General features: G+C 69.7%; 17 protein-coding genes. 6 read left to right on the forward strand and 11 right to left on the reverse strand.

What is annotated here, in order from left to right; genetic code table 11:
• Window positions 1-121 precede the first annotated feature (121 nt).
• Entirely contained in the window at window positions 122-2149 is a 2028-nt protein-coding gene (locus ACFFJC_RS06910; RefSeq protein WP_379486765.1) for an MGH1-like glycoside hydrolase domain-containing protein, read from the forward strand.
• Between the two features lie 18 nt (window positions 2150-2167).
• Here the strand turns inward: ACFFJC_RS06910 and ACFFJC_RS06915 are convergent, their stop codons facing one another.
• Window positions 2168-2998 carry a Crp/Fnr family transcriptional regulator gene (locus ACFFJC_RS06915; RefSeq protein ID WP_379486766.1) on the reverse strand — a complete coding sequence of 277 codons (831 nt, stop codon included), beginning with the start codon at window positions 2996-2998 and terminating at the stop codon, window positions 2168-2170.
• 124 nt (window positions 2999-3122) lie between these two features.
• Window positions 3123-4163 (reverse strand): NAD(P)H-dependent amine dehydrogenase family protein, encoded by a 1041-nt coding sequence (locus tag ACFFJC_RS06920; RefSeq protein ID WP_379486767.1) that lies wholly within the window; start codon window positions 4161-4163, stop codon window positions 3123-3125.
• A 275-nt stretch (window positions 4164-4438) separates the two neighbouring features.
• Between ACFFJC_RS06920 and ACFFJC_RS06925 the strand changes: the two genes are divergently transcribed.
• Window positions 4439-4702, forward strand: coding sequence for a DUF2171 domain-containing protein (locus ACFFJC_RS06925; protein WP_379486768.1), 264 nt, complete (start codon window positions 4439-4441; stop codon window positions 4700-4702).
• Between the two features lie 41 nt (window positions 4703-4743).
• Here the strand turns inward: ACFFJC_RS06925 and ACFFJC_RS06930 are convergent, their stop codons facing one another.
• Entirely contained in the window at window positions 4744-5673 is a 930-nt protein-coding gene (locus tag ACFFJC_RS06930) for an alpha/beta fold hydrolase (RefSeq protein WP_379486769.1), read from the reverse strand.
• Between the two features lie 223 nt (window positions 5674-5896).
• On the reverse strand, window positions 5897-8401 hold the full coding sequence (locus ACFFJC_RS06935; protein ID WP_379486770.1) for a putative bifunctional diguanylate cyclase/phosphodiesterase: 2505 nt from the start codon (window positions 8399-8401) through the stop codon (window positions 5897-5899).
• Window positions 8402-8670: 269 nt separating this feature from the next.
• Between ACFFJC_RS06935 and ACFFJC_RS06940 the strand changes: the two genes are divergently transcribed.
• Window positions 8671-9882, forward strand: coding sequence for a CDP-glycerol glycerophosphotransferase family protein (locus ACFFJC_RS06940; protein WP_379486771.1), 1212 nt, complete (start codon window positions 8671-8673; stop codon window positions 9880-9882).
• A gap of 54 nt (window positions 9883-9936) precedes the next feature.
• On the opposite strand, the gene ACFFJC_RS06945 is transcribed toward ACFFJC_RS06940, so the two are convergent.
• Window positions 9937-10341: a hypothetical protein gene (locus tag ACFFJC_RS06945; RefSeq protein WP_379486772.1), complete on the reverse strand. Its 405-nt coding sequence runs from the start codon at window positions 10339-10341 to the stop codon at window positions 9937-9939.
• A gap of 162 nt (window positions 10342-10503) precedes the next feature.
• Window positions 10504-11004, reverse strand: a complete 501-nt coding sequence (locus ACFFJC_RS06950; protein ID WP_379486773.1) for a hemerythrin domain-containing protein — start codon at window positions 11002-11004, stop codon at window positions 10504-10506.
• Window positions 11005-11170: 166 nt separating this feature from the next.
• Here ACFFJC_RS06950 and ACFFJC_RS06955 point away from each other — a divergent pair, with 166 nt between their 5' ends.
• The 3 genes from ACFFJC_RS06955 to ACFFJC_RS06965 all read left to right on the forward strand — a co-directional run bounded on the left by ACFFJC_RS06955 (window position 11171) and on the right by ACFFJC_RS06965 (window position 15376).
• Window positions 11171-11953, forward strand: coding sequence for a histidine phosphatase family protein (locus ACFFJC_RS06955; protein WP_379487205.1), 783 nt, complete (start codon window positions 11171-11173; stop codon window positions 11951-11953).
• A complete protein-coding gene (locus ACFFJC_RS06960) occupies window positions 11946-12851 on the forward strand; it encodes an NAD(P)H-hydrate dehydratase (protein ID WP_379486774.1) in 906 nt (301 codons plus the stop codon). Before ACFFJC_RS06955 ends, ACFFJC_RS06960 begins: the two co-directional genes overlap by 8 nt.
• Before the next feature lie 80 nt (window positions 12852-12931).
• On the forward strand, window positions 12932-15376 hold the full coding sequence (locus ACFFJC_RS06965; protein WP_379486775.1) for a hypothetical protein: 2445 nt from the start codon (window positions 12932-12934) through the stop codon (window positions 15374-15376).
• Between the two features lie 29 nt (window positions 15377-15405).
• Here ACFFJC_RS06965 and ACFFJC_RS06970 read toward each other — a convergent pair whose 3' ends face one another.
• The 5 genes from ACFFJC_RS06970 to ACFFJC_RS06990 form a co-directional block, all read right to left on the reverse strand.
• Entirely contained in the window at window positions 15406-16188 is a 783-nt protein-coding gene (locus tag ACFFJC_RS06970) for an SDR family NAD(P)-dependent oxidoreductase (protein ID WP_379486776.1), read from the reverse strand.
• Between the two features lie 10 nt (window positions 16189-16198).
• Window positions 16199-17389 carry a zinc-dependent alcohol dehydrogenase gene (locus ACFFJC_RS06975; protein WP_379486777.1) on the reverse strand — a complete coding sequence of 397 codons (1191 nt, stop codon included), beginning with the start codon at window positions 17387-17389 and terminating at the stop codon, window positions 16199-16201.
• Window positions 17389-17964 (reverse strand): SRPBCC family protein, encoded by a 576-nt coding sequence (locus tag ACFFJC_RS06980; protein WP_379486778.1) that lies wholly within the window; start codon window positions 17962-17964, stop codon window positions 17389-17391. Before ACFFJC_RS06980 ends, ACFFJC_RS06975 begins: the two co-directional genes overlap by 1 nt.
• Before the next feature lie 108 nt (window positions 17965-18072).
• Window positions 18073-18291 carry a hypothetical protein gene (locus tag ACFFJC_RS06985; RefSeq protein ID WP_379486779.1) on the reverse strand — a complete coding sequence of 73 codons (219 nt, stop codon included), beginning with the start codon at window positions 18289-18291 and terminating at the stop codon, window positions 18073-18075.
• Between the two features lie 25 nt (window positions 18292-18316).
• Complete coding sequence (locus ACFFJC_RS06990; protein ID WP_379486780.1) at window positions 18317-18868, reverse strand: hemerythrin domain-containing protein; 552 nt, start codon at window positions 18866-18868, stop codon at window positions 18317-18319.
• Window positions 18869-18882: the final 14 nt, after the last annotated feature.

An 18882-nucleotide genomic window follows, 5' to 3' on the forward strand; every position in this document is an offset into this window, starting at 1 on the left:
CGGGAAACGCCATTCTCCGCGTCGCCGCCAGCTCAGCGCGGCTGCTCCTGCCGGGGCTCCTTCCTCTCCCAACACCCGATGGGTGCGGCCGCGCTGTTCCTTTTGGAACGAAGGGGAAGACATGCGGAAGATCCTGGCCCTCGCGGCGCTCCCTCTCGTGGCGCTCCTGGCGGGCGGCGCCGGGACGCCGACTTCTGCTCCCTCGCTGGACGCCCGGGCCATCGTCGAGGCACGCTACGGCAACGATGCCGACTGGTACGAGCCGCGCATCCCCTTCTTCGAGTCCGCCGATCCGAAGATCGACGCGGTCTATTACTACCGGTGGGGCCTGTTCCGCGCGCACCAGCGCGATCTCGGCGCGCAGGGGTACATCACCACCGAGTTCGCCGACGACGTCGACTGGCAGCGCCATCCCTTCGCCAGCCTCAACGACGCGAGCGGCTTCCACATCGCCGAGGGACGCTGGCTGAACGACCGCCGCTTCACCGACGACTACATCGACTTCATGTACGAAGGTGGCAACGACCGCCACTTCACCGACCACATGGCGGACTCGGTCTGGGGCCGCTACCTGGTGGACGGCGATCGCGAGGCGCTGCTCAGGCACCTTCGTGTCATGCGCCACGTCTACCGCCTGTGGGACGAGAAGTTCGACTTCGACAAGGGGCTCTACTTCGTCGAGCCGCTGCTCGACGCGACCGAGTACACCGTCTCCTCGATCGACGCCTCGGGCGGCAAGGACGGGTTCCGGGGAGGGGATGCCTTCCGCCCTTCGGTCAACAGCTATATGTTCGCCAATGCGCGCGCGCTCTCCCGCATGGCGGCGCTGGCGGGCGACCAGGCGATGGCCCGGGAGTACTCCGCCCGCGCCGAGGCCCTGCGCACGCGGGTGCTGGCGGACCTGTGGAACCCGAAGCTCGAGCACTTCACCGACCGTCACCAGCTGACCAACGAACACGTCAAGTACTGGGACCCGATCCGCAACCGCGAGCTGGTGGGCTACCTGCCCTGGATGTTCGATCTGGTGCCGGACCAGGCGAAGTACGCCAGGGCCTGGAGCCATCTCGTCGACCCGCAGTCGCTCGCCGGCCAGGCCGGGATGCGCACGGTCGAGAAGTCCTACGAATACTACATGCGCCAGTACCGCTATCTCGGCACCGCGCCCGAGTGCCAGTGGAACGGCCCGATCTGGCCTTACCAGACGACGCAAGTGCTCACCGCCATGGCCAACCTGCTCGACCACTACGAGGCGCACGGCTCCGTCGGGCGGAGCGACTGGATGCGGCTGCTGCGCCAGTACACCCAGCTTCACTACCAGGGCGACAGGCTTGACCTGGAGGAGGATTACCACCCCGAGACCGGCGCGCCCATCGTCGGGCTGGACCGCAGCCACCACTACTTCCATTCCGGCTACATCGACCTGGTGATGACCGGGCTGGTCGGGATCCGGCCGCGCGCCGACGACGTGCTGGAGGTCAACCCGCTGCTGCCCTCGGCCGGGGACCCGCAGGCGCTGGCGTGGTTCCGCGCCGCGCGCGTGCCCTACCACGGGCACCAGGTGACGGTGACATGGGACGCCGACGGCACCCGCTATGGTCAGGGGCGGGGCCTGGCGGTCGCGGTGGATGGCCGCGAGGTGGCCCGCCGGCCGGATCTCGGCAGGCTCGAGGTGCCCGTGGAGCGCCGCTCCAACGTGCCGGTGAAGCGGGACGACAACCTGGCAGTCCAGCTGGTGCGCAGCGCCTTTCCGAAGCCGAGCGCATCGTCCGGCACTGACCCCGAGAAGCTGCACGATGCGATCGACGGGCGCACCTGGTTCTATCCCGAGCTGCCCAACGGCTGGGACTCGGCCGCGTCTTCGGCGCCCCAGTGGTACGCGGTTGACTTCGGAAAGCCGGTCGAGCTCGGACGCGCCGAACTGGCCTTCTTCGCCGATGGGCAGCGCTTCGCAGCCCCGCGCAGCGTCACGGTCGAGGTCTGGCGCGAAGGGCGCTGGCGCCAGGTGGCGGCACCCGCGCGCGCGCCCCTGGCGGGTGGCGTGACGCAGATCACGTGGCCGGCGGTGGCAGCGAGCCGCCTGCGCGTGACCATGCGCCCGGCGGGGAACAAGGCGATCCGCCTGGCCGAGATCAAGGCCTTCGCGCGATAGGCGGGCGCGGCGGCCTGCTCAGGCTACGAGCTGGGGCTCGGCCGGTTCCAGCAGCAGGTAGGTGTCGTCGAAGCTCGCGATTTCGGCGAGCGCGAGCCAGTCGGTCACGCGCACGTGCCCGGCGGCGATCGACAGGCCGCAGCTCTGCTTCAGGGTGGCCATGGTGCGGTTGACGTGAACGGTGGTGAGGCCCAGCGCATCGGCCAGCTGCGCCTGCGTCATCGGCAGCGCAAAGGCTTCGCGCCTGCCGATGCCGGCAACCTGCGCGCGCGTTCCCATCTCGCAGAGCAGGTGCGCCAGGCGGGTGGCGGCATCGGTGCGGCCCAGGTTCGCGGCCCATTTGGACAGGATGGATGAATCGGCGACCGTGTCGCGCCAGAATGCCAGCGCGATCGCCGGGTGTGCGGCGCTGACGCTGCGCAAGTCCGCATGCGACACCAGGAGCACGGTCGAGGGCGCGAGCGCCTCGATTCCCCAGGCGGGCAGGGGCATCGGCACGGAATGAAGGTCGGCCATGTCGCCCCGAATATGGAGAGCGGTGATCTGCCGGCTGCCGTCGGCCATCTGGTCGAACCGTCCGAGCAGCCCATCGACCACAAGGGTGGCGCGATCGATCTCGTGGCCCGGCGTGGCGAGCTGGTGTCCGCGGCCCACCTCGAGCGTACGGCCACGCAGGGACAAAAGCGCGGCGCAGGCATCGAGGGGAAGGACCGAACGCAGCCGCAACCGTTCGACGAAGCGCTCCATGCCCGGCGTCGGCGGAAGCACCGGCGCCCCGCCCGTGCGCGGCCGATCGCCCGAAGCGGGGGCGCCATCCGCGGGCGATGCCTTGCGCGAGACCCATGTCATAGCTGGGAAACCCTAAGTCTGGAGGGCTGATTGTATACTGGGATAGTCTCTAATGGTGCATCGCGGGCACTTGTTCCCTCGTTGGCGGATGGCCCCGCCAAATTTCGTAGCCCTCGCGATTGCCTCACGCGATCAGGCGCGGAGTGATGACCGGAAGGTCGCGCGTTTCCAGGATCCCGGGCTTCGCGGCGATCACGTGGGGTGCGGCGTTGATCAGCGGGTGGGCGGTCAGTCCCGGCGAGTAGGCGGCATAGTCTTCCGGAGCGACATCGAAGGCGATCGAGACGTCGAGCGAGGTGTCGCCCCGCACCTCCACGCGCCAGCCGGAATCCTGCAACGCCCAACCGGGATCGAGGTCACGCGTGACGTACCAGGTCGAATAGCGCCGCAGGATCGGCCGGCCCGCCCGCACGCCGAAGACGCCCATGCGGACCGCGCCGATGGTGCCGGCCTCGATCACGCCGCCGGCGATTTCCTCTCGCCTGCGGGTGCGCGCGTATTCGATCGAGCCGGTCACCGCGTCCAGCGGCAGCCCCACCGCCTCGGCAAGAGCGCGGAAGCTGGACGTGGTGCTGAGGACGGTGGAGGGGCTGCGATCGGGGGGCATGTCCTCGACTCGTGCTCCGAAGCCGATCCGCTGCAGCATGAGCGGCGAGTTGCGGCTCGCCATGTCCGCAAAGTCGGTAATGGTGAGGCTCTCGAAATGGCGCTGCATGGCCAGGAGCGTGAGCGGCATGAGCTCTGTCGCCCAGCCGGGGCTCGAGCCCGTGGCGTAGAGCGAGGTTCCGCCGGCCGCGCAGGCGGCCTCCAGCCGGGCGCGCACGGCTGGCTCGAGGCTGTCGCGCCGGTTGAACCCTATGCAGCCGGTGACGACGTTCGCGCCCGCTTCCAGCAGCCCGCACATGTCGTCGACATCCGCCTGGTTGGGGAGGTAGACGACGCAGTCGGGGCGGGCGGCCAGCACCTCCTCCAGGCTGCCGCAGGCGCGAACGCCCACCGCGCTGCCGCCGAGCAGTTCGCCGGCATCGCGTCCCAGCTTCTCGCCGGAAAACACGCGCAGGGCGACGAGCTCCATGCCCGGATGCTCGATGATGGCACGAAGGGCGTGCAGGCCCACGTTGCCGGTGCCCCACTGCGCCACCCGGTGGCGCTGCTCCTCGCTCATCCTGCCCCTCCCAGTCGTTTTCCGAGAGGCTGGAGGAAGGCGGGCCGCGCTGTCGATCCCTGCCTGGGAACAGGGCCCTGAGGTTCCGGAGAGCGCGGTGCAGCCGGCATCCTCAAGCGTCCGGACGTTCGTGGAAGCCCGGCTCGGCAGCGGACCCGCCGGTCGGCCCTCCGCCCTGGGCCGGGGTATTCCTGCGTCGAACGGCTTTGCGCCAGGGGACCGCGGCCAAGACCCGTTCGTTGAACCGGTGAAGCCATTCCAAGCAGGAGTACGACATGAGCGACCTGACGAAGATCACCGAGCACATGGACATCGTGGGAGCCGACGGCGTCCACGTCGGCACCGTCGACAAAGTCGAAGGCGACCGGATCAAGATGACCCGCGCAGACAGCGGCTCGCACGGCGATCACCACCACTACATCTCGGGCGGTCTTGTCGCCGCCGTCGAAGGCAACACCGTTCGCCTCTCGGCAGCGTCCGACGCGGCGGTGCTGCTGGAGGAAGAGCAGGGCGGCGGAGCGATCTTCGATCGTTCCTGACGACGGCGGGTCGGCCCGGCGGGATACTCCGCCGGGCCGCTTCAGCGGCCGCTCAGCACGCGGAGCAAGTCGGCGTGAAAGGTCTGCGGCCGCTGCACCTGTGGGCCATGGCCGAGATCCGGGTAGGCGACCAGCCGGGCCCCGGGAATGCGCGCCGCGGCCTGGCGGGCGAGGCGGGGGTAGTCTCCCAGGCGGGCCTGCAATGCCTTGTCCGCACGGTCCTTGCCGATCGCCGTGTTGTCCCTCTCGCCGATCATCAGCACGGTCGGAATGCGCAGCCGGTCGATCTCGTGGATCACGGGCTGGTTGAACACCATGTCTGAGGTCAACGCCTGGTGCCGCGCGACGATGTCGCCGCCCGGCCCCTCGTACATCGAGGCGAGCATGTCGACCCAGCGGTCGTACTCGGGCCGCCACTCCCCCGCGTAGTAGGTCTTCTGCTGGTAGGCCTTGATGCTGGGGCGGGTGGTTCGCCGCTCGGCCGCGATCAGCGCGTCCACCGTGGCGTTGGGAACGCCCTCGGCCCGCCAGTCCTCCAGCCCGATGGGGTTGACCAGGACCAGCTGCGAGAGGTCCGACGGGTACTGCAGCGCGTAGCGGATCGCGAGCATCCCGCCCATGCTGTGCCCGATGAGGACCGGCTTCTGCACCTTGAGCGCGGCCAGCAGGTCGTGCGTGTTCGCGGCCAGGCCGTGCAGCCCGTACTGGTAGCGGCCGGGCTTGCTGCTCTTGCAGAAGCCGACCTGGTCGGGCGCGACGACGCGATATCCCGCATCGGAGAGGGCCCGGATCGTGCCCTCCCAACTTCCGGCGCAGAAGTTCTTGCCGTGCAGCAGCACGGCGGTGCGCCCGTTCGGACGCGCGGGCCGCACGTCGAGGTAGGCCATCTCGAGCGCTTCGCCCTGGCTCACCAGCGTGTGCCGCTGCACCGGCCATCCATAGTCGAAGTCCGCCAGCATCGGATCGGCCATCGCCGGTGTGGCCAGAGCCAGGACGAGCGCCGGTGCCGTTGCGAGTGCCAGGGACGCGAGGCGGAGACGAAGCGCGCTCCGAGCGCGGGGCGGATGGGCAAGCGGCAAGACAGGTCTCCCTTCTCGCCCGCAGCGGACGGGCGTGCTGCCGGGGCAATGCGTCAGCCCGGCCAGGGTTGCCGAGCAAGGCGATGTCACGCTCGGGGACTGCGGCGCTGCCCTGCTAGGCGGCGTGGGAGGCGGAGCTGCCGAGCATCTCTTCCAGCGAGCGGGGCCGCGCGAAGAGGAAGCCCTGGCCGAACTCGCAGCCCAGCTCCGCCAGCTTGCGGCGTTGCTGCTCGGTCTCCACCCCTTCGGCGACGACCTGCTTGCCCAGGCCATGCCCGAGGCCGACGATCACCCGGATGATCTCCTCGCTGTGGCCGTCGTCCTCGAACAGGCCCAGCGTGAACGACCGGTCGATCTTCAGCATGTCGAACGGTAACTGCTTGAGGTGGATCAACGAGGCATAGCCGGTGCCGAAATCGTCCAGCGCCACCGTGATGCCGGCTTCGTGGAGCAGCCCCAGCGCCTTCGCGGTCTTGCCGAGGGTGCGGTCCAGCACGAACTCCTCGGTCACCTCGACGCAGAGGCGCTCGGGCGCGATGCCGTGGTCGCGCAGGCGGGCGAGCAGGCGCGCCGCCGGGTGCGGCCCGTCGAGCTGGGCGGCGGTGAAGTTGACCGAGATCTTCGGCAGCAGCTCCGGGTGCGCCTGGAGCGCCTCGAGCGCCATGTCGAGGACGTGGTTCTGGACGGCGAGGCCGGTGGTGCGCTCGTTCAGCATGTCGCTGAACACCGCCGGAGTCATGGTGCCGTGCTGCGGGTGATGCCAGCGCAGCAGCGCTTCGTGCGAGCAGGGAAGGCCGGTCTGGACATCGACGATCGGCTGGTAGTGGAGCGAGAACTCGCCGCGCGCGATGCCGCCGGCGGCCTCCTCGCTGAACATCCGGCGGCGGTCGAGTTGCGCGCGCATCGGGGGCGCGTAGAGGTGCAGGCTCCGGCGGCCCTGCTGCTTGGCATGGTAGAGCGCGAGGTCGGCATTCTTGACGAGGACGTCGCTCGTGCGCGCGTCCTCGGGAAAGCGGGCGAGACCGATGCTGAGCGAGAGCGACCAGGAGCGCCCGCCGTGGGTCAGCGTGGTCCCCTGGAGGGCTTCCAGCGCAGCCTGCACCTTGAGGCATTCGGGTTCGCGGCCGGGGAGCAGGATGGCGAACTCGTCGCCGCCGATGCGCGACACTTGCGCACTGGGACCGGCGGCCTCCAGCAGCCCGCGCCCGACGCTTTCGAGCAGCGCGTCGCCCCCGTCGTGGCCCAGGCGGTCGTTGATGTCCTTGAGATTGTCGACGTCCACCAGCAGCAGCATGAAGTGCCGCTCGCCCGGAGTCTCGCACATCGCGCGCAGGATCGTCTGGAACGAGGCGCGGTTGCCGAGGCCGGTCAGGAAGTCGGTGTGAGCGGCGCGCCGGAAGGTCTCGCTCTCGATCGCGATCGCGCGGCGGGCCTGCTCCGCGGCGTCCCGCTCCTTGCCCAGCCGGCGGAAACGATCGGCGATCGCCAGCGAGAGCGCCACGGATTCGAACGCCAGCGCGGCGAACGTTCCCATGTCGACGGTGTCGTCCTGCAGCAGCAGGCCGAAGTTGCGGCCGACGCGCAGGACGAAGACCAGCAGAACGGGCGTCCACCCCGCCAGGTAGAACCACACCACGCGGCTGCCGGCGCGGATGGCGAAGCCGACGCCCGTCGCCACGTAGAGGGAACTCATCACGAAGATGACGTTGAGCCAGCGGTCCACCGTGGCGGGCGGCAGCGTGGTGTTCGCGAAGGCGGCCAGGCCGGCCAGCACGTTCAGCGCGGCGAGCGACCACCCGCAGCGGCTCAGCCAGCGGGGCAGCAGGCCTTCCTCCATGACCGAGAGGAAGAACACGTTGCCCGACCCGATCAGCGCGGCGACCAGGATATAGTCGGCACCCACCGCATACGGGCCGGCGAAACCCGGGATGGCGAACGCAAGCACGTTGGTCCAGCAGAAGCCGTAGGCGAGGGCCAGCGTCGACCACAGCAGATACCAGCGCTGGAAGGCGAGCCGCTGCCCGGTGTAGATCAGGAGGTTATACGCGAGCGCGGAGAGGATGGCGCCGGCGAACACGCCCATGAGGCCCAGCCACATGCGGTCGAGCGTTCCCGCGGCGGGTGGGCTGAGCGCCACGAGCTTGCGCATGAGCGAGAGGTGGTCGAGCTTCAGAAAGCCGACATAGACCGAACGAACTTCGCTCCCCGGGCGCTTCACGTTCATCCGCAGCGTGCCGCCGAGCGCCCAGTTCTCTCCTATGGTGTCGGGCGTGAGGTCCATCGACTGCACGCTGCCGTCGCGCGCGACCACCAGTGCGACCATGCGGTGGAAGCGGGTCTGGTCGGCGGCCAGCTGCCAGCCCCCCGGCATCGCCCGCAAGGCGGAAGGGTCGCGAAGCTTGAGCCAGACCCAGCCGTCGCGATAGGCGCGGTACTCGGGCTCGCGCGCGCAGTCGAACGGCAGGGCGGCCACCGCGTCGGCGGCTGCGGGCGCATCGGCCGGAGCGGCGGCGTAGCAGAGCTCCTGGCGCAGGCGCACGACCTCGGCCCGGGCGGGGGTGGGCAATGCCTGCGCCACCAGGCACAGCCAGAGAAATACAAAGATCGACTTCAACTGCACACCGCATCCTTGCCGATGTCACCGGGTTTACTAGGTGAGTTACCACAAGTGGTTAACGAGGTTGCACTTTCTCGGCAACGGCGGCGGATGCGGCCCCGCTTCGGGGTTGATGCCAGCGTGGAACATACGGCGCCGCAGCGCATTTCTGCTTGCGAGCGCTGCCCCGCCAAACGCGATGGCGCACTGGGGGCTATCCGGGTCAAGTCCGGTGACTCCATGCGGTCTGGGCGGTCACCGCCGGCGGCTCTCGATGGTCAACGGAGCAGATCATGCGCCATGAAAGCTTCAGACCCGATGTCGCTCCGGCGGCACCACAGCGCATATGCTTTTTCTTCAACGCCCAGCTGCACCACGTCTACCACGGGATGCCGCTGGCGCTCGGCCTGGCGCGCGATCCCCGGTTCGCCGTCACGATCGTCGCCTTCACCGAGGATCACCTCGCACTGGCGCGCGAGATCGCTGCGCGCGAGGGGGTGGACGCGATGGCCTTCGTGCACGTCGGCAATCGCCTGCTGTCGGCGCTGACCCGGTTGCTGGGCAAGTCGACGCCGCCGAAGCTGCCGGCGCTCCTTGCCGCGCGGCGCCTGCTCGCGCGGTTCGATGCCGTGGTCGTGCCGGAGCGGACCTCACTGCGGCTCCGCAGGCTGGGCTTGCGGGACACCTGCTTCATCCACACCTGCCATGGCGCCGGGGACCGCGCGGTGGGGTACGACCCCCGCATCCGCGAGTTCGACTTCGTGCTCCTCGCCGGCGAGAAGCAGGAGCGCCGCATGCTGGACATGGGCCTGATCCGCCCCGGCCACTATGCCATCGTCGGCTACGGCAAGTTCGACCTCGTCGAAGGGCGGTTGCCCGACCGGCTGTTCGCGCAGGATCGGCCGATCGTGCTCTACAACCCGCACTTTTCGCCGGCGCTGTCGTCCTGGCCGGCGATGGGCCTCGACGTCATCCGCCAGTTCGCGCGCGACGACCGCTTCAACCTGGTCGTGGCACCCCACATCCGGATGTACGACAATCGCCGCGCCCGTGCCCGCATGGAGCGCCAGCTCGCCGAGTTCGCGATGCTGCCCAACATCCACATCGACCTTGGCAGCCCGGCCAGCGTGGACATGCGGTACGTCCAGGCGGCGTCCGTCTACGTGGGCGACGTCAGCAGCCAGGTCTACGAATACGTCGTGCGGCCGCGGCCCTGCCTGTTCCTGAACGCCCACCAGGTCCACTGGCAGGACGATCCCAGCTATCGCCACTGGCGCTATGGCCCGGTGCACGAGAGCGCGGCGGGGATCGTCGACAAGGTTGCGGCCGCAATCGCCTCACACCCGGACTACCTGCCTGCACAGCGGGAAGGCGTGGTGGAGACGTTCGCCGGCGGCGAAGGTCGGGCCTCCGCGCGCGCCGCCCGTGCGGTTGCGGATTTCCTCATCCAGCGCGCGCGCACCGATGCGGGTCAGCCTGCCGCCGAGCACGTCGCCGCCGCCTGAGGCGAGTTCGCGCCTCAGCAGAGGACGACCCCGGCCAGCCGGATCGCTACCCCCCTAGGCCTGCTTCCCGATCGGCGCGCTCATCACCAGCGCGATCATCACGCGGGTCGTTTGCAAGGCGCAGGTGAAGGCTCGCTCCAGGCCCGGGGGGCAGGCGATGCCCTCCTCATCGGGGGCAGGCCGGCCCATCAGCAGCCTGGCGAGGCGGTCCTCGTCCTGGCTCGGCTCGGCGCCGGTCCCGGTCGTGACCGGCCGCAGCAGCGCGCCTTCGTAAAGCGTCATCAGGCTGTCGAGCGCCGGCACCAGCATCTCCCAGTGGTCCGGCGAGAGCAGGGCGTAGAGGCGGGCCGGTGCCGGTGCGCCCTTGTCTCGGGCCGACCGCCAGCACCGCGCCGCGGCGGTGACCAGGCCTTCGAGCCGGGCTGGGGCCGCGGCTCGGACGATGGGCGCATGCATCATGACGGCGCCTGCGCCCCCGTGATCGCGCGGAGGCGGCGGGCCTCGGTGGGATGCTGCCGGTCTGCCATGACGCTCGATCTCCTCTGCTGGCCCGAGAAGGGGTGTACAGAAGATGAGAATGATTCTCAATAGTATATAGGCAGCGTCATGGCAGGCGGGGTGTCAGGCGTGCACCACGCGCAGCTCGGCCGGCGGCAGTTCCCCGGCCTTCGCCAGCTTCAGCAGCTCCTGCTTGCGCTGCAGCATCTCGTCGCGCAGCGCGACGAGGTCGACGTCGGTCTTGCGCGCCTGCGCGAACATGCCTTCGCCGCGCATCTCCTCCTCGTGGACGTGGTGGCGGATCTCTTCGCTCAGCACCGTCACCTTGGCATCGTAGAACTCGTCCTCGGGCGATCCGGCCATGATGTCGTTGATGAGCACCTTGGCCCCGTCGTGCTCGACATAGGCTTCGCTCAGCGTGTCGTCCTCGATCTTGCCCTTGAGGGCGGGATAGAAGATCTCTTCCTCTATCACCGTGTGAATCTTCAGTTCGTTGCAGATCTCTTGGGCGATCTTCTGCTTCTGCGCGGTACCGGCTTTCTCGAACTTGTCGAAAAGCTCTTCGACGTGGCGGTGATCCGCCTTGAGGAGAGCGATCGCGTCGGTGAAGGTTTCCTTGGCCATGGTGTTTTCTCCTTGGAAATTGCTTCCCTAACGGTGGCCGCTGTCTCGCGGTTGCGGCGTCGGATCGCAATTTTGTAGATGTGTCCGCTTTTGCGCGCCTGCGCCTTCCAGGCGGCGGGCGGAAGGAACCGAGGACGTGCTCGCTCCATTATGGGGCATGGACCGAATGCAACACCACCCGCACCCGGCCTCGCGCTGGCCCAGCGTGCTCTGGCTGATCCGCCACGGCCAGAGCGCCGGCAACGTCGCGCGCGACGCCGCGCACGAAGGCGGCCTCCACCGCATCGAGCTCGAACACCGCGATGTCGACGTCCCGCTGTCGCAGCTCGGCCGGGAGCAGGCCGGCGCGCTGGGGCGCTGGTTCGGGCAGGGCGAGGAGGGCCAGCGCCCAGAGGTGGTCCTATGTAGCCCTTACGTGCGCGCTATCGAGACCGCGGAGCTGTTCCGCGCCGCCGGCGGCTGCGATCCGGACTTGCGCATCTGCATCGACGAGCGGCTGCGTGAAAAGGAGTTCGGCATCCTCGACGGGCTCACCACCCTGGGGATACGCGAGTTCCAGCCGGAGCAGGCGCAGTTCCGGCAGGTGCTCGGCAAGTTCTACCATCGCCCGCCCGGCGGCGAGAGCTGGGTCGACGTGATCTTCCGCCTGCGTGCCCTGCTCGATACGGTATCGCTGCACTACGCCGGGCGGCGGGTGATGATCGTCGCCCACCAGGTCGTCGTGCTGTGCATGCGCTACGTCATCGAGCAACTGAGCGAGGCGGAGATCCTGGCCATCGACGCGCAGGGCGACGTCGCCAACTGCGGGGTGACGCAGTACCGCTTCGATCCCGGCGCCGGGCACGACGGGCGCCTCGCGCTGGAGCGCTACAACGTCACCGCGCCGATGGAGCGGGAAGGCACGCCTGCCACCCGCGAGCCGGACCAGATGGTGGCCGCCCGTGGCTGAAAGCGCGCCTGCCGAGGCGCTGCCGCTCGACGTCGCATGGCTGCGCGCCCACCCGCTGCCGCAGCCGGTCTCCGGCGCGGACAAGAACGCGCGCGGCCGGGTGATGGTTCTGGGCGGGTGCCTGACCGTGCCGGGCGGCGTGGGCCTGAGCGCGGAAGCCGCCTTGCGCGCGGGTGCCGGCAAAGTCCGCGTCGGCACAGTGGCGCCCGCGGCGATCGCGCTGGGCGCGCTGCTGCCCGAGGCGGCGGTGCTGGCGCTGCCGGTGAGCCCGGAGGGTGAGATCGACGCGCCGCCCGAGGGGATCGCCGAGCACCTGTCTCGCTGCGATGCGGTCGTCGTCGGTCCCGCCATGTCGAGCGAGCCGCATGCCTCGCGCTTGCTGGGCGGGCTGCTGGCGCAGGCGGACTGGACCGCCGGGCTGGTGATCGACGCCGCCCCGCTCTTGGGCCTGTCCGCACATGCAGAGGCGTTGCGGGCGCGCGGCGCACCCGCCGTGCTGACACCGCACGTGGGTGAGATCGCGGGCATGCTGGAGTGCGACGCCGAGGTGATCGAGCGTGACCGGGCCGCGGCGGCGCGATCGGCGGCCGAGCGGTTCGGCGCGGTGGTGGTGCTGAAGGGCGGGAGCACGCTGGTCGCGGAGCCCGGCGGCGCCCTCTATGGGTACACGGGCGGCAACGTCGGGCTGGCCACCGGCGGCTCGGGCGACGTGCTGGCGGGCATCACCGGCGCATTGCTGGCCCGCGGCTGTTCTCCGCTGGAAGCGGCGCTGTGGTCCGTATGGCTGCACGGCGAGGCCGGCCGCCGCTGTGCCGAGACGATCGGCCCGCTGGGGTTCCTGGCGCGGGAACTGCTGGGCTTCATCCCGCAGGTCATGCGATCGGGCGACCAGGAGTGACCGGCATGTACCTGGGGCGCATCTGCGGCTAAGAGCGCGGCGGGGCACATGATCGGGACCAACGACGGGAATCCAGCAGCTTGTCCAACGGATCGAAGAAGCGCCGCCATCCTGTCTCGTCGCGCACGCTGCCGTTGGCGGTTCTCGCCGGGGCCGCCCTCGCGTCCGTGCCGGTGCTCGCCGATCCCGCCCCCTTCGAGCTGGCCGGGCCGGACCTCGCCATCGAGGTGACGCGCGGCGGCCGGACGCTGCCGATCGCCCGCGTGCCCAGCCTTGCGGCGGGCGACCGCCTGGTGATCCGCGCCGCCTTGCCCAAGGACCAGGACGCCGAGTTCCTGCTGGTCTCCGCCTTCCTGCGCGGCGCGACCAATCCGCCGCCCAAGGACTGGATCGACACGGCGAAGACCTGGAAGTCGAAGGACAAGGACCGCACCCTCACGCTCGTCGTTCCGGAGGGCGCGCGGCAGGCCGTGCTGCTGATGGTCCCGGAGACGGGCGGGGCCGAGGGCGTCCTCGTCGATGCGGTGCGCGGCAAGCCGGGCGAGTTCGTGCGCGCCAGCCAGGATCTCAACCAGGCCTCGCTCGACCATTCGCGCCTGGAAGCGTTCATGGCCGCGATCCGCGCGCAGGACGACAACGGGCCGGAATACCTGCGCACGGTGGCGCCGGTGCTGGCGCGCAGCCTGTCGATCAAGCTCCAGGAGGACTGCCTCTCCAAGGTGATCGAGCTGCAGGCGTCCTGCCTGGTGCAGAACCGCGACGCGCTGGTGCTGAACGACGTCCACACCAGCTCCCTCGCCGACACGCTGACGGGCACGCCGACCGACCTCGCGCTGCAACTGAGCGCCACGCGGGAGGCGGGGGGCGGCTACTACAGCCCCTACATCGCCGTCGCCCGCGACGTCGCCCGGATCTTCGGCGCCTTCAACAACCCGCAGTTCAACTATCTGCCGACGCTGAGCGTCCGCCACGACGCGACAATGGGGCTCCTGCTCAATGCGGCCCCCTCGTTCAAGAAGCCCAAGTCCGTGATGGTGGCGGCGCTGCCCGCGATCGAGGCGGACATCCCGCCCCAGCTGCGCAGCACCGCCGATGGGCCGATCTGCGCCGCGGGCGCCGCCGTCGTCCTCCCGGTCGAGGGCGCGCCGCTGGTGTTCTCGACCGACTTCGCGCACGATGCCAAGGTCCGGCTGACCTCGAGCTCGGGACAGGTGCAGGAGGTGCCGGCGACCGCGCGGGCGGACAAGGGCGGCTTCGTGATCGCGGCAGAGGCCCTGCCGGCCGCCTTCACCGGGACAGTGCGCGCGCACCTGCACGGGCAATGGGGCTTCGCTGCGTTCGACGGGCCCGACTTCGTCCTGCAGCGTCCCGACGCCGGCGGATGGAAGCTTGCGGGCGACCCCGAGGGGCTGATCGTCGGGCGCGACAACGACATCGTGCTGGAAGGCGCCGCGCCCTCCTGCGTGGAGGCGGTGACGCTGCGCCAGGCGAACGGCAGCCTGCGCACGCTTCCAGCGAAGCCGCAGGGGGCGGACAAGCTGGCGGTGCGAGTGCCGCTGGAAGGGGCGCAGCCCGGCACCCGGCACCTGGAGGTGCGCGAGCGCGGTGCGCGCGAGCCGGCTGTGCTCGCGCTCAAGGCCCGAACGCAGGCCAGCCGGATCGAGGCGATCACGCTTCATTCCGGCGACGCGCAGGGCACGCTGAGCGGTCAGCGACTGGACCAGGTGCAGTCCGTAACCGTGGGCTCCCTCGAGATGCGTCCGGACGGGCTGACGCGCGACGGCGGCGCCGATCGCCTGCGGCTGGTCGTGCAAGGGTCCGGGCGCGTGCCGGAGGCGGGCGCCGCACCCGACAAGGCGCTGGTCAGGCTCGCCGACGGCCGGACCCTGACGCTGCCGCTGCACGTCGCGCCGCCCCGGCCGCGCGTCGAGGTGCTGAGCCGGACCCTCTATCCCGGCCCGGGCGATGAGGGCGGTCGTCGGCCCGATCTGGTGACGGGCGACCTGCTGCGCAGCGATGGCGAGCTGGTCTTCTCCGTGAAGGCCGGGCCTGGGACGAAGCTCGGCGCCCGCGACGTGCTGGAAGTCGCGCTCGACGGCGGCGAGACCGTGGCGCGGCTCTCTGCCGGCAAGGGGCTGGTGCTGGAAAGCGCCGATGTCGCCGTCGCCACCCTGCGCGCCGCCGATCTGCCGCCGGCGAGCTTCGGCCCGCTGCGGTTCCGGCTGGTGCGCATGGAGGATGGGCGCGAGCAGGCCGGCGACTGGCTGGCGCTGACGACGCTGGCGCGGCTGCCCCGGATCGAGGCGGTGTCCTGCGGGAGCGAGCCCGCCGGCGCATGCACGATCCGCGGTCGTGACCTGTTCCTGATCCAGGCGGTCGCCGCCGACGACGCCTTCGGTCAGGCGACGAGCGTGCCGCAGGGGTTCACCGGCGCCTCGATACAGGTGCCGCGGCCCGGCGACGGCAAGCTGCGGCTGCGCCTGCGCGATGCGCCCGCCCAGACGGTCACGCTCGGCATCGGGTGAGCGGCGCCCCCGCGCAGGGGGCGCCCCTGTCAGCTCTTGGCGGTGCCCGGTTCCGCCATCTTGCGGTGCATCTCGGCCAGCGCGGCGGTGGGTGCAACGTGCGCGGCCGCAGCCTGGACCTTGTTCATCCAGCCCGAGACAATGTGCGACTTGCCGGCATGCAGCGCCTCCCAGCCATCCTTCGCAACCTTGGCCGGGTCGTCCTTTTCGCGCGTGCCGACGTCGGTATCGAGCATGTCGGCCCGCTCGAAGAACTCGGTCTCGGTGGGCCCGGGCATCAGCGTGGTGAGGGTGATCCCCTCCTTCTCCTTAAGCTCGTTGCGCAAGCCGTCGGTGAAATTGTCCACGAAGGCCTTGCTGGCGTTGTACACCGCCTGGAAGCTGCCGGGGATGAGCCCGGCGATCGACCCCGTGACCAGCACCTTGCCGCTGTCGCGCGCCGCCATCTGCTGCAGCACGCGCTGCAGCAGATAGACGGTGCCGGTGATGTTGGTGTCGATCACCCGCCGCCAGTCCTCCACGTCCTGCACCAGGAACGCGCGGCCCAGGCCTCGCCCCGCATTAGCGCAGAGCAGGTCCACCGCGCGGCCTTCCGCCGCGTCCAGCAGGCGGTCCACGCCTTCCAGCGTGGAGAGATCGGCCTCCACCGCCCGGATGTGGGTGCCGTGCGCCTGGAGGTCGCGCCCGGCGGCTTCGATCAGCGGCTCGTCGGCGACCACCAGCAGGTCGTAGCCGTCCTGCGCGGCAAGGTGGGCGAGTTCGAAGCCGATGCCCGTGGAGGCACCGGTGACGATGCCGAATTTCCTGCTCATGCCGATCTCCTCAGGCGGCGACCCGATCGAGCCCGGGCTTGAGCACGACCTTGGTCACTTCGTTCTGCTTATCGTGGAACATCCGATAGCCCTCGGGCGCCTGCGATAGCGGCAGGCGGTGGCTGATGAGGAACGTGGTGTCGATCTTGCCCTCGACGATCGCGTTCAGCAGGCCGGGCAGGTAGCGCTGGACGTGCGTCTGGCCGGTCTTGAGCGTGAGGCCCTTCTCCATGAACGCGCCCAGCGGGAACTTGTCCACGAAGCCCCCGTAGACTGCCGGCATCGAGACGCGGCCGCCCTTGCGGCAGGCGATGATGGCCTGGCGGATTGAATGGGTGCGATCCGTGCCCAGGAACAGCGAGGCCTTGATCTGGTCCACGACGTTGTCGACGAAGAAGCCATGCGCCTCCAGGCCGACCGCGTCGATGCAGGCGTCGGGGCCGATGCCGCCGGTCATTTCCAGCAGCGCTTCGTAGGTCTTGGTTTCCTCGAAGTTGATCGTCTCGGCCCCGAACTTCCTGGCGAGTTCCAGGCGGTGCGGGAAGTGGTCGATGGCGATCACCCGCTCCGCGCCCATCAGGAAGGCCGACTGCACCGCGAAGAGGCCGACGGGGCCGCAGCCCCAGACCGCGACGGTGTCGCCGGGCTCGATCTCGGCGTATTCGGCCGCCTGCCATCCGGTGGGCAGGATGTCGGAGAGGAACAGCACCTTGTCGTCCTCGATATCGTCGGGAACGACGATCGGGCCCACGTCGGAGAACGGCACGCGCACGTATTCCGCCTGGCCGCCGGAATAGCCGCCGGTCATGTGGCTATAGCCGAACAGGCCGGACATGGGGTGGCCGTAGGCGGCCTGCGCGATGTCCTGGTTGTCGGCAGGGTTGCCGTTGTCGCAGGCGGAATACTGTTGCTTGCCGCAGTGATAGCAGCTGCCGCAGGCGATGGTGAAGGGGACGACGACGCGCTGGCCTTTCTTGAGCGTCGAGCCGGGGCCGGTCTCGACCACCTCACCCATGAATTCATGGCCGAGGATGTCGCCCGACTGCATGGTCGGGATGTAGCCGTCGTAGAGGTGGAGGTCCGAGCCGCAGATGGCGGTCGAGGTGACCTTGATGATCGCATCCCGAGGATTGACGATCTCGGGGTCCGCGACCGTATCGACGCGGACGTCGTGCTTGCCGTGCCAGGTCAGCGCGCGCATCAGGCGTTCTCCTCTTCGAGCTCTTTGCGGTTCCGGGCGGAGGTGGCGACTTCGCCCGCCTCCATGAGTTGCTTGAAGCGGCGCAGGTCGCGCCGCGCCTGGATGGCAGGCTCGCGCTGGAACAGCTTGGCCACGGCCTTGCCCAGCACGCCGCCGGGCGGATCGTAGGCGATCGTCGCGGTGACCACGGTGCCGCGTGCGCCGGCGTCGCGGAACGCGATGCTGCCGCTATTGGGAACGTCCGCACCGTCCTGCGAGGCCCAGGCGATGTACTCGCCGGGGCGTTCCTCGGTGATCGCGGCGTCCCATTCGACGGTGCGACCGCCGGGCGCGGTGACGACCCAGTGGCTGGTGTTCTGGTCGATCACGTCGACACGCTCGACGTTGTCCATGAACCGGGGCAGGTTGCCGAAGTCGCGCCAGAACTGGAAGAGCTCCTCGCGCGGGCGGTTGATGGTCACCGAGCGGGAGATGAGGCTGTCGCCATGGGGCTCCAGCCCCAGGGCAGCCGCGTCGTTCGCGGGATCTGCATGCTTGGAAGTGGTCAGGGGCGCATCGTCGCCGACGTCCGTCATGATGGTTCCTTCGCTGTATGAGGCGCCGTGGTGGGCGGCTTCCCGCGGGGTGCGGTCTTGGTCCGCGCCCCCATGCGGGTCTGGGGGAAAGGTGAAGCCGGGACCCGATCAGCGGGTGACGTCACCGTCGCGGCGTTCGGCCTCGGGGTAGTCTTCCGGCTTGACCTTGTTCACGAGCGGCCGGTCCTCCACCTTTTCCGGCTTGTGACCGGGGCGGGCGCGGGGATCGTGGTACTCGTCCGGGCGGGCGTCTCCGAAGGTGCCGCGCGGCGTCTCCAGCGGCTCCTTAGGGTTGGGCCCGCGATCGTCCTTGTCGATGTCGTGCATGTGCTGGTCCTTTCGGTCCGTTGCCTCAGGCCATCGCCTCTACGCCCGTGTAGCGGCCGTATTCCTCGGTATAGCGGTCGGCGAGCTTCGCCTGGTCGGCCGCGGGCGCCTTCTGCTTGAGGTCGATGAACCAGTTGTGTTCCTCGGCGTAGATGTGGTGCAGCACCGCGCCTTCGATGTGGCCCAGCTTGTCCTCGAACTCCTGGCTCATGGGATCGAGGTCCTTGAGGATCGCCATCTGCACCTTGGTGACCGACTGCTCCTCGTAGCCGGCGGTGGCGTGGGTCTTCTCGCCGTGGGTGGCGAGCGCGGGATAGAGGACGGCCTCCTCCGCCTGGGCGTGGCCGGTCAGCACCACGCCCAGCTGGCGCAGCTTGACCCTGCGGCTGGCGCTGTCGCAAGCAGCGCGAACGGCGGCAAAGGCGGCTCCGATTTCCTCGTGGTGGTCGAGCACGAGCGAGAGCCAGTCGCCCGGTTCCGCCGCCTCGCGCGCCTTGGCATGGGCATCGGCGCGCTGCTGGGCTGTCTCCGGCGGAGTGATGGCGGCAATCACCTTGTCGAACATGGACATGGTCATGATCCCTTCCTGTG

It is taken from the genome of Novosphingobium soli (assembly GCF_042432915.1).
Classification (GTDB): Bacteria; Pseudomonadota; Alphaproteobacteria; order Sphingomonadales; family Sphingomonadaceae; genus Novosphingobium; species Novosphingobium soli.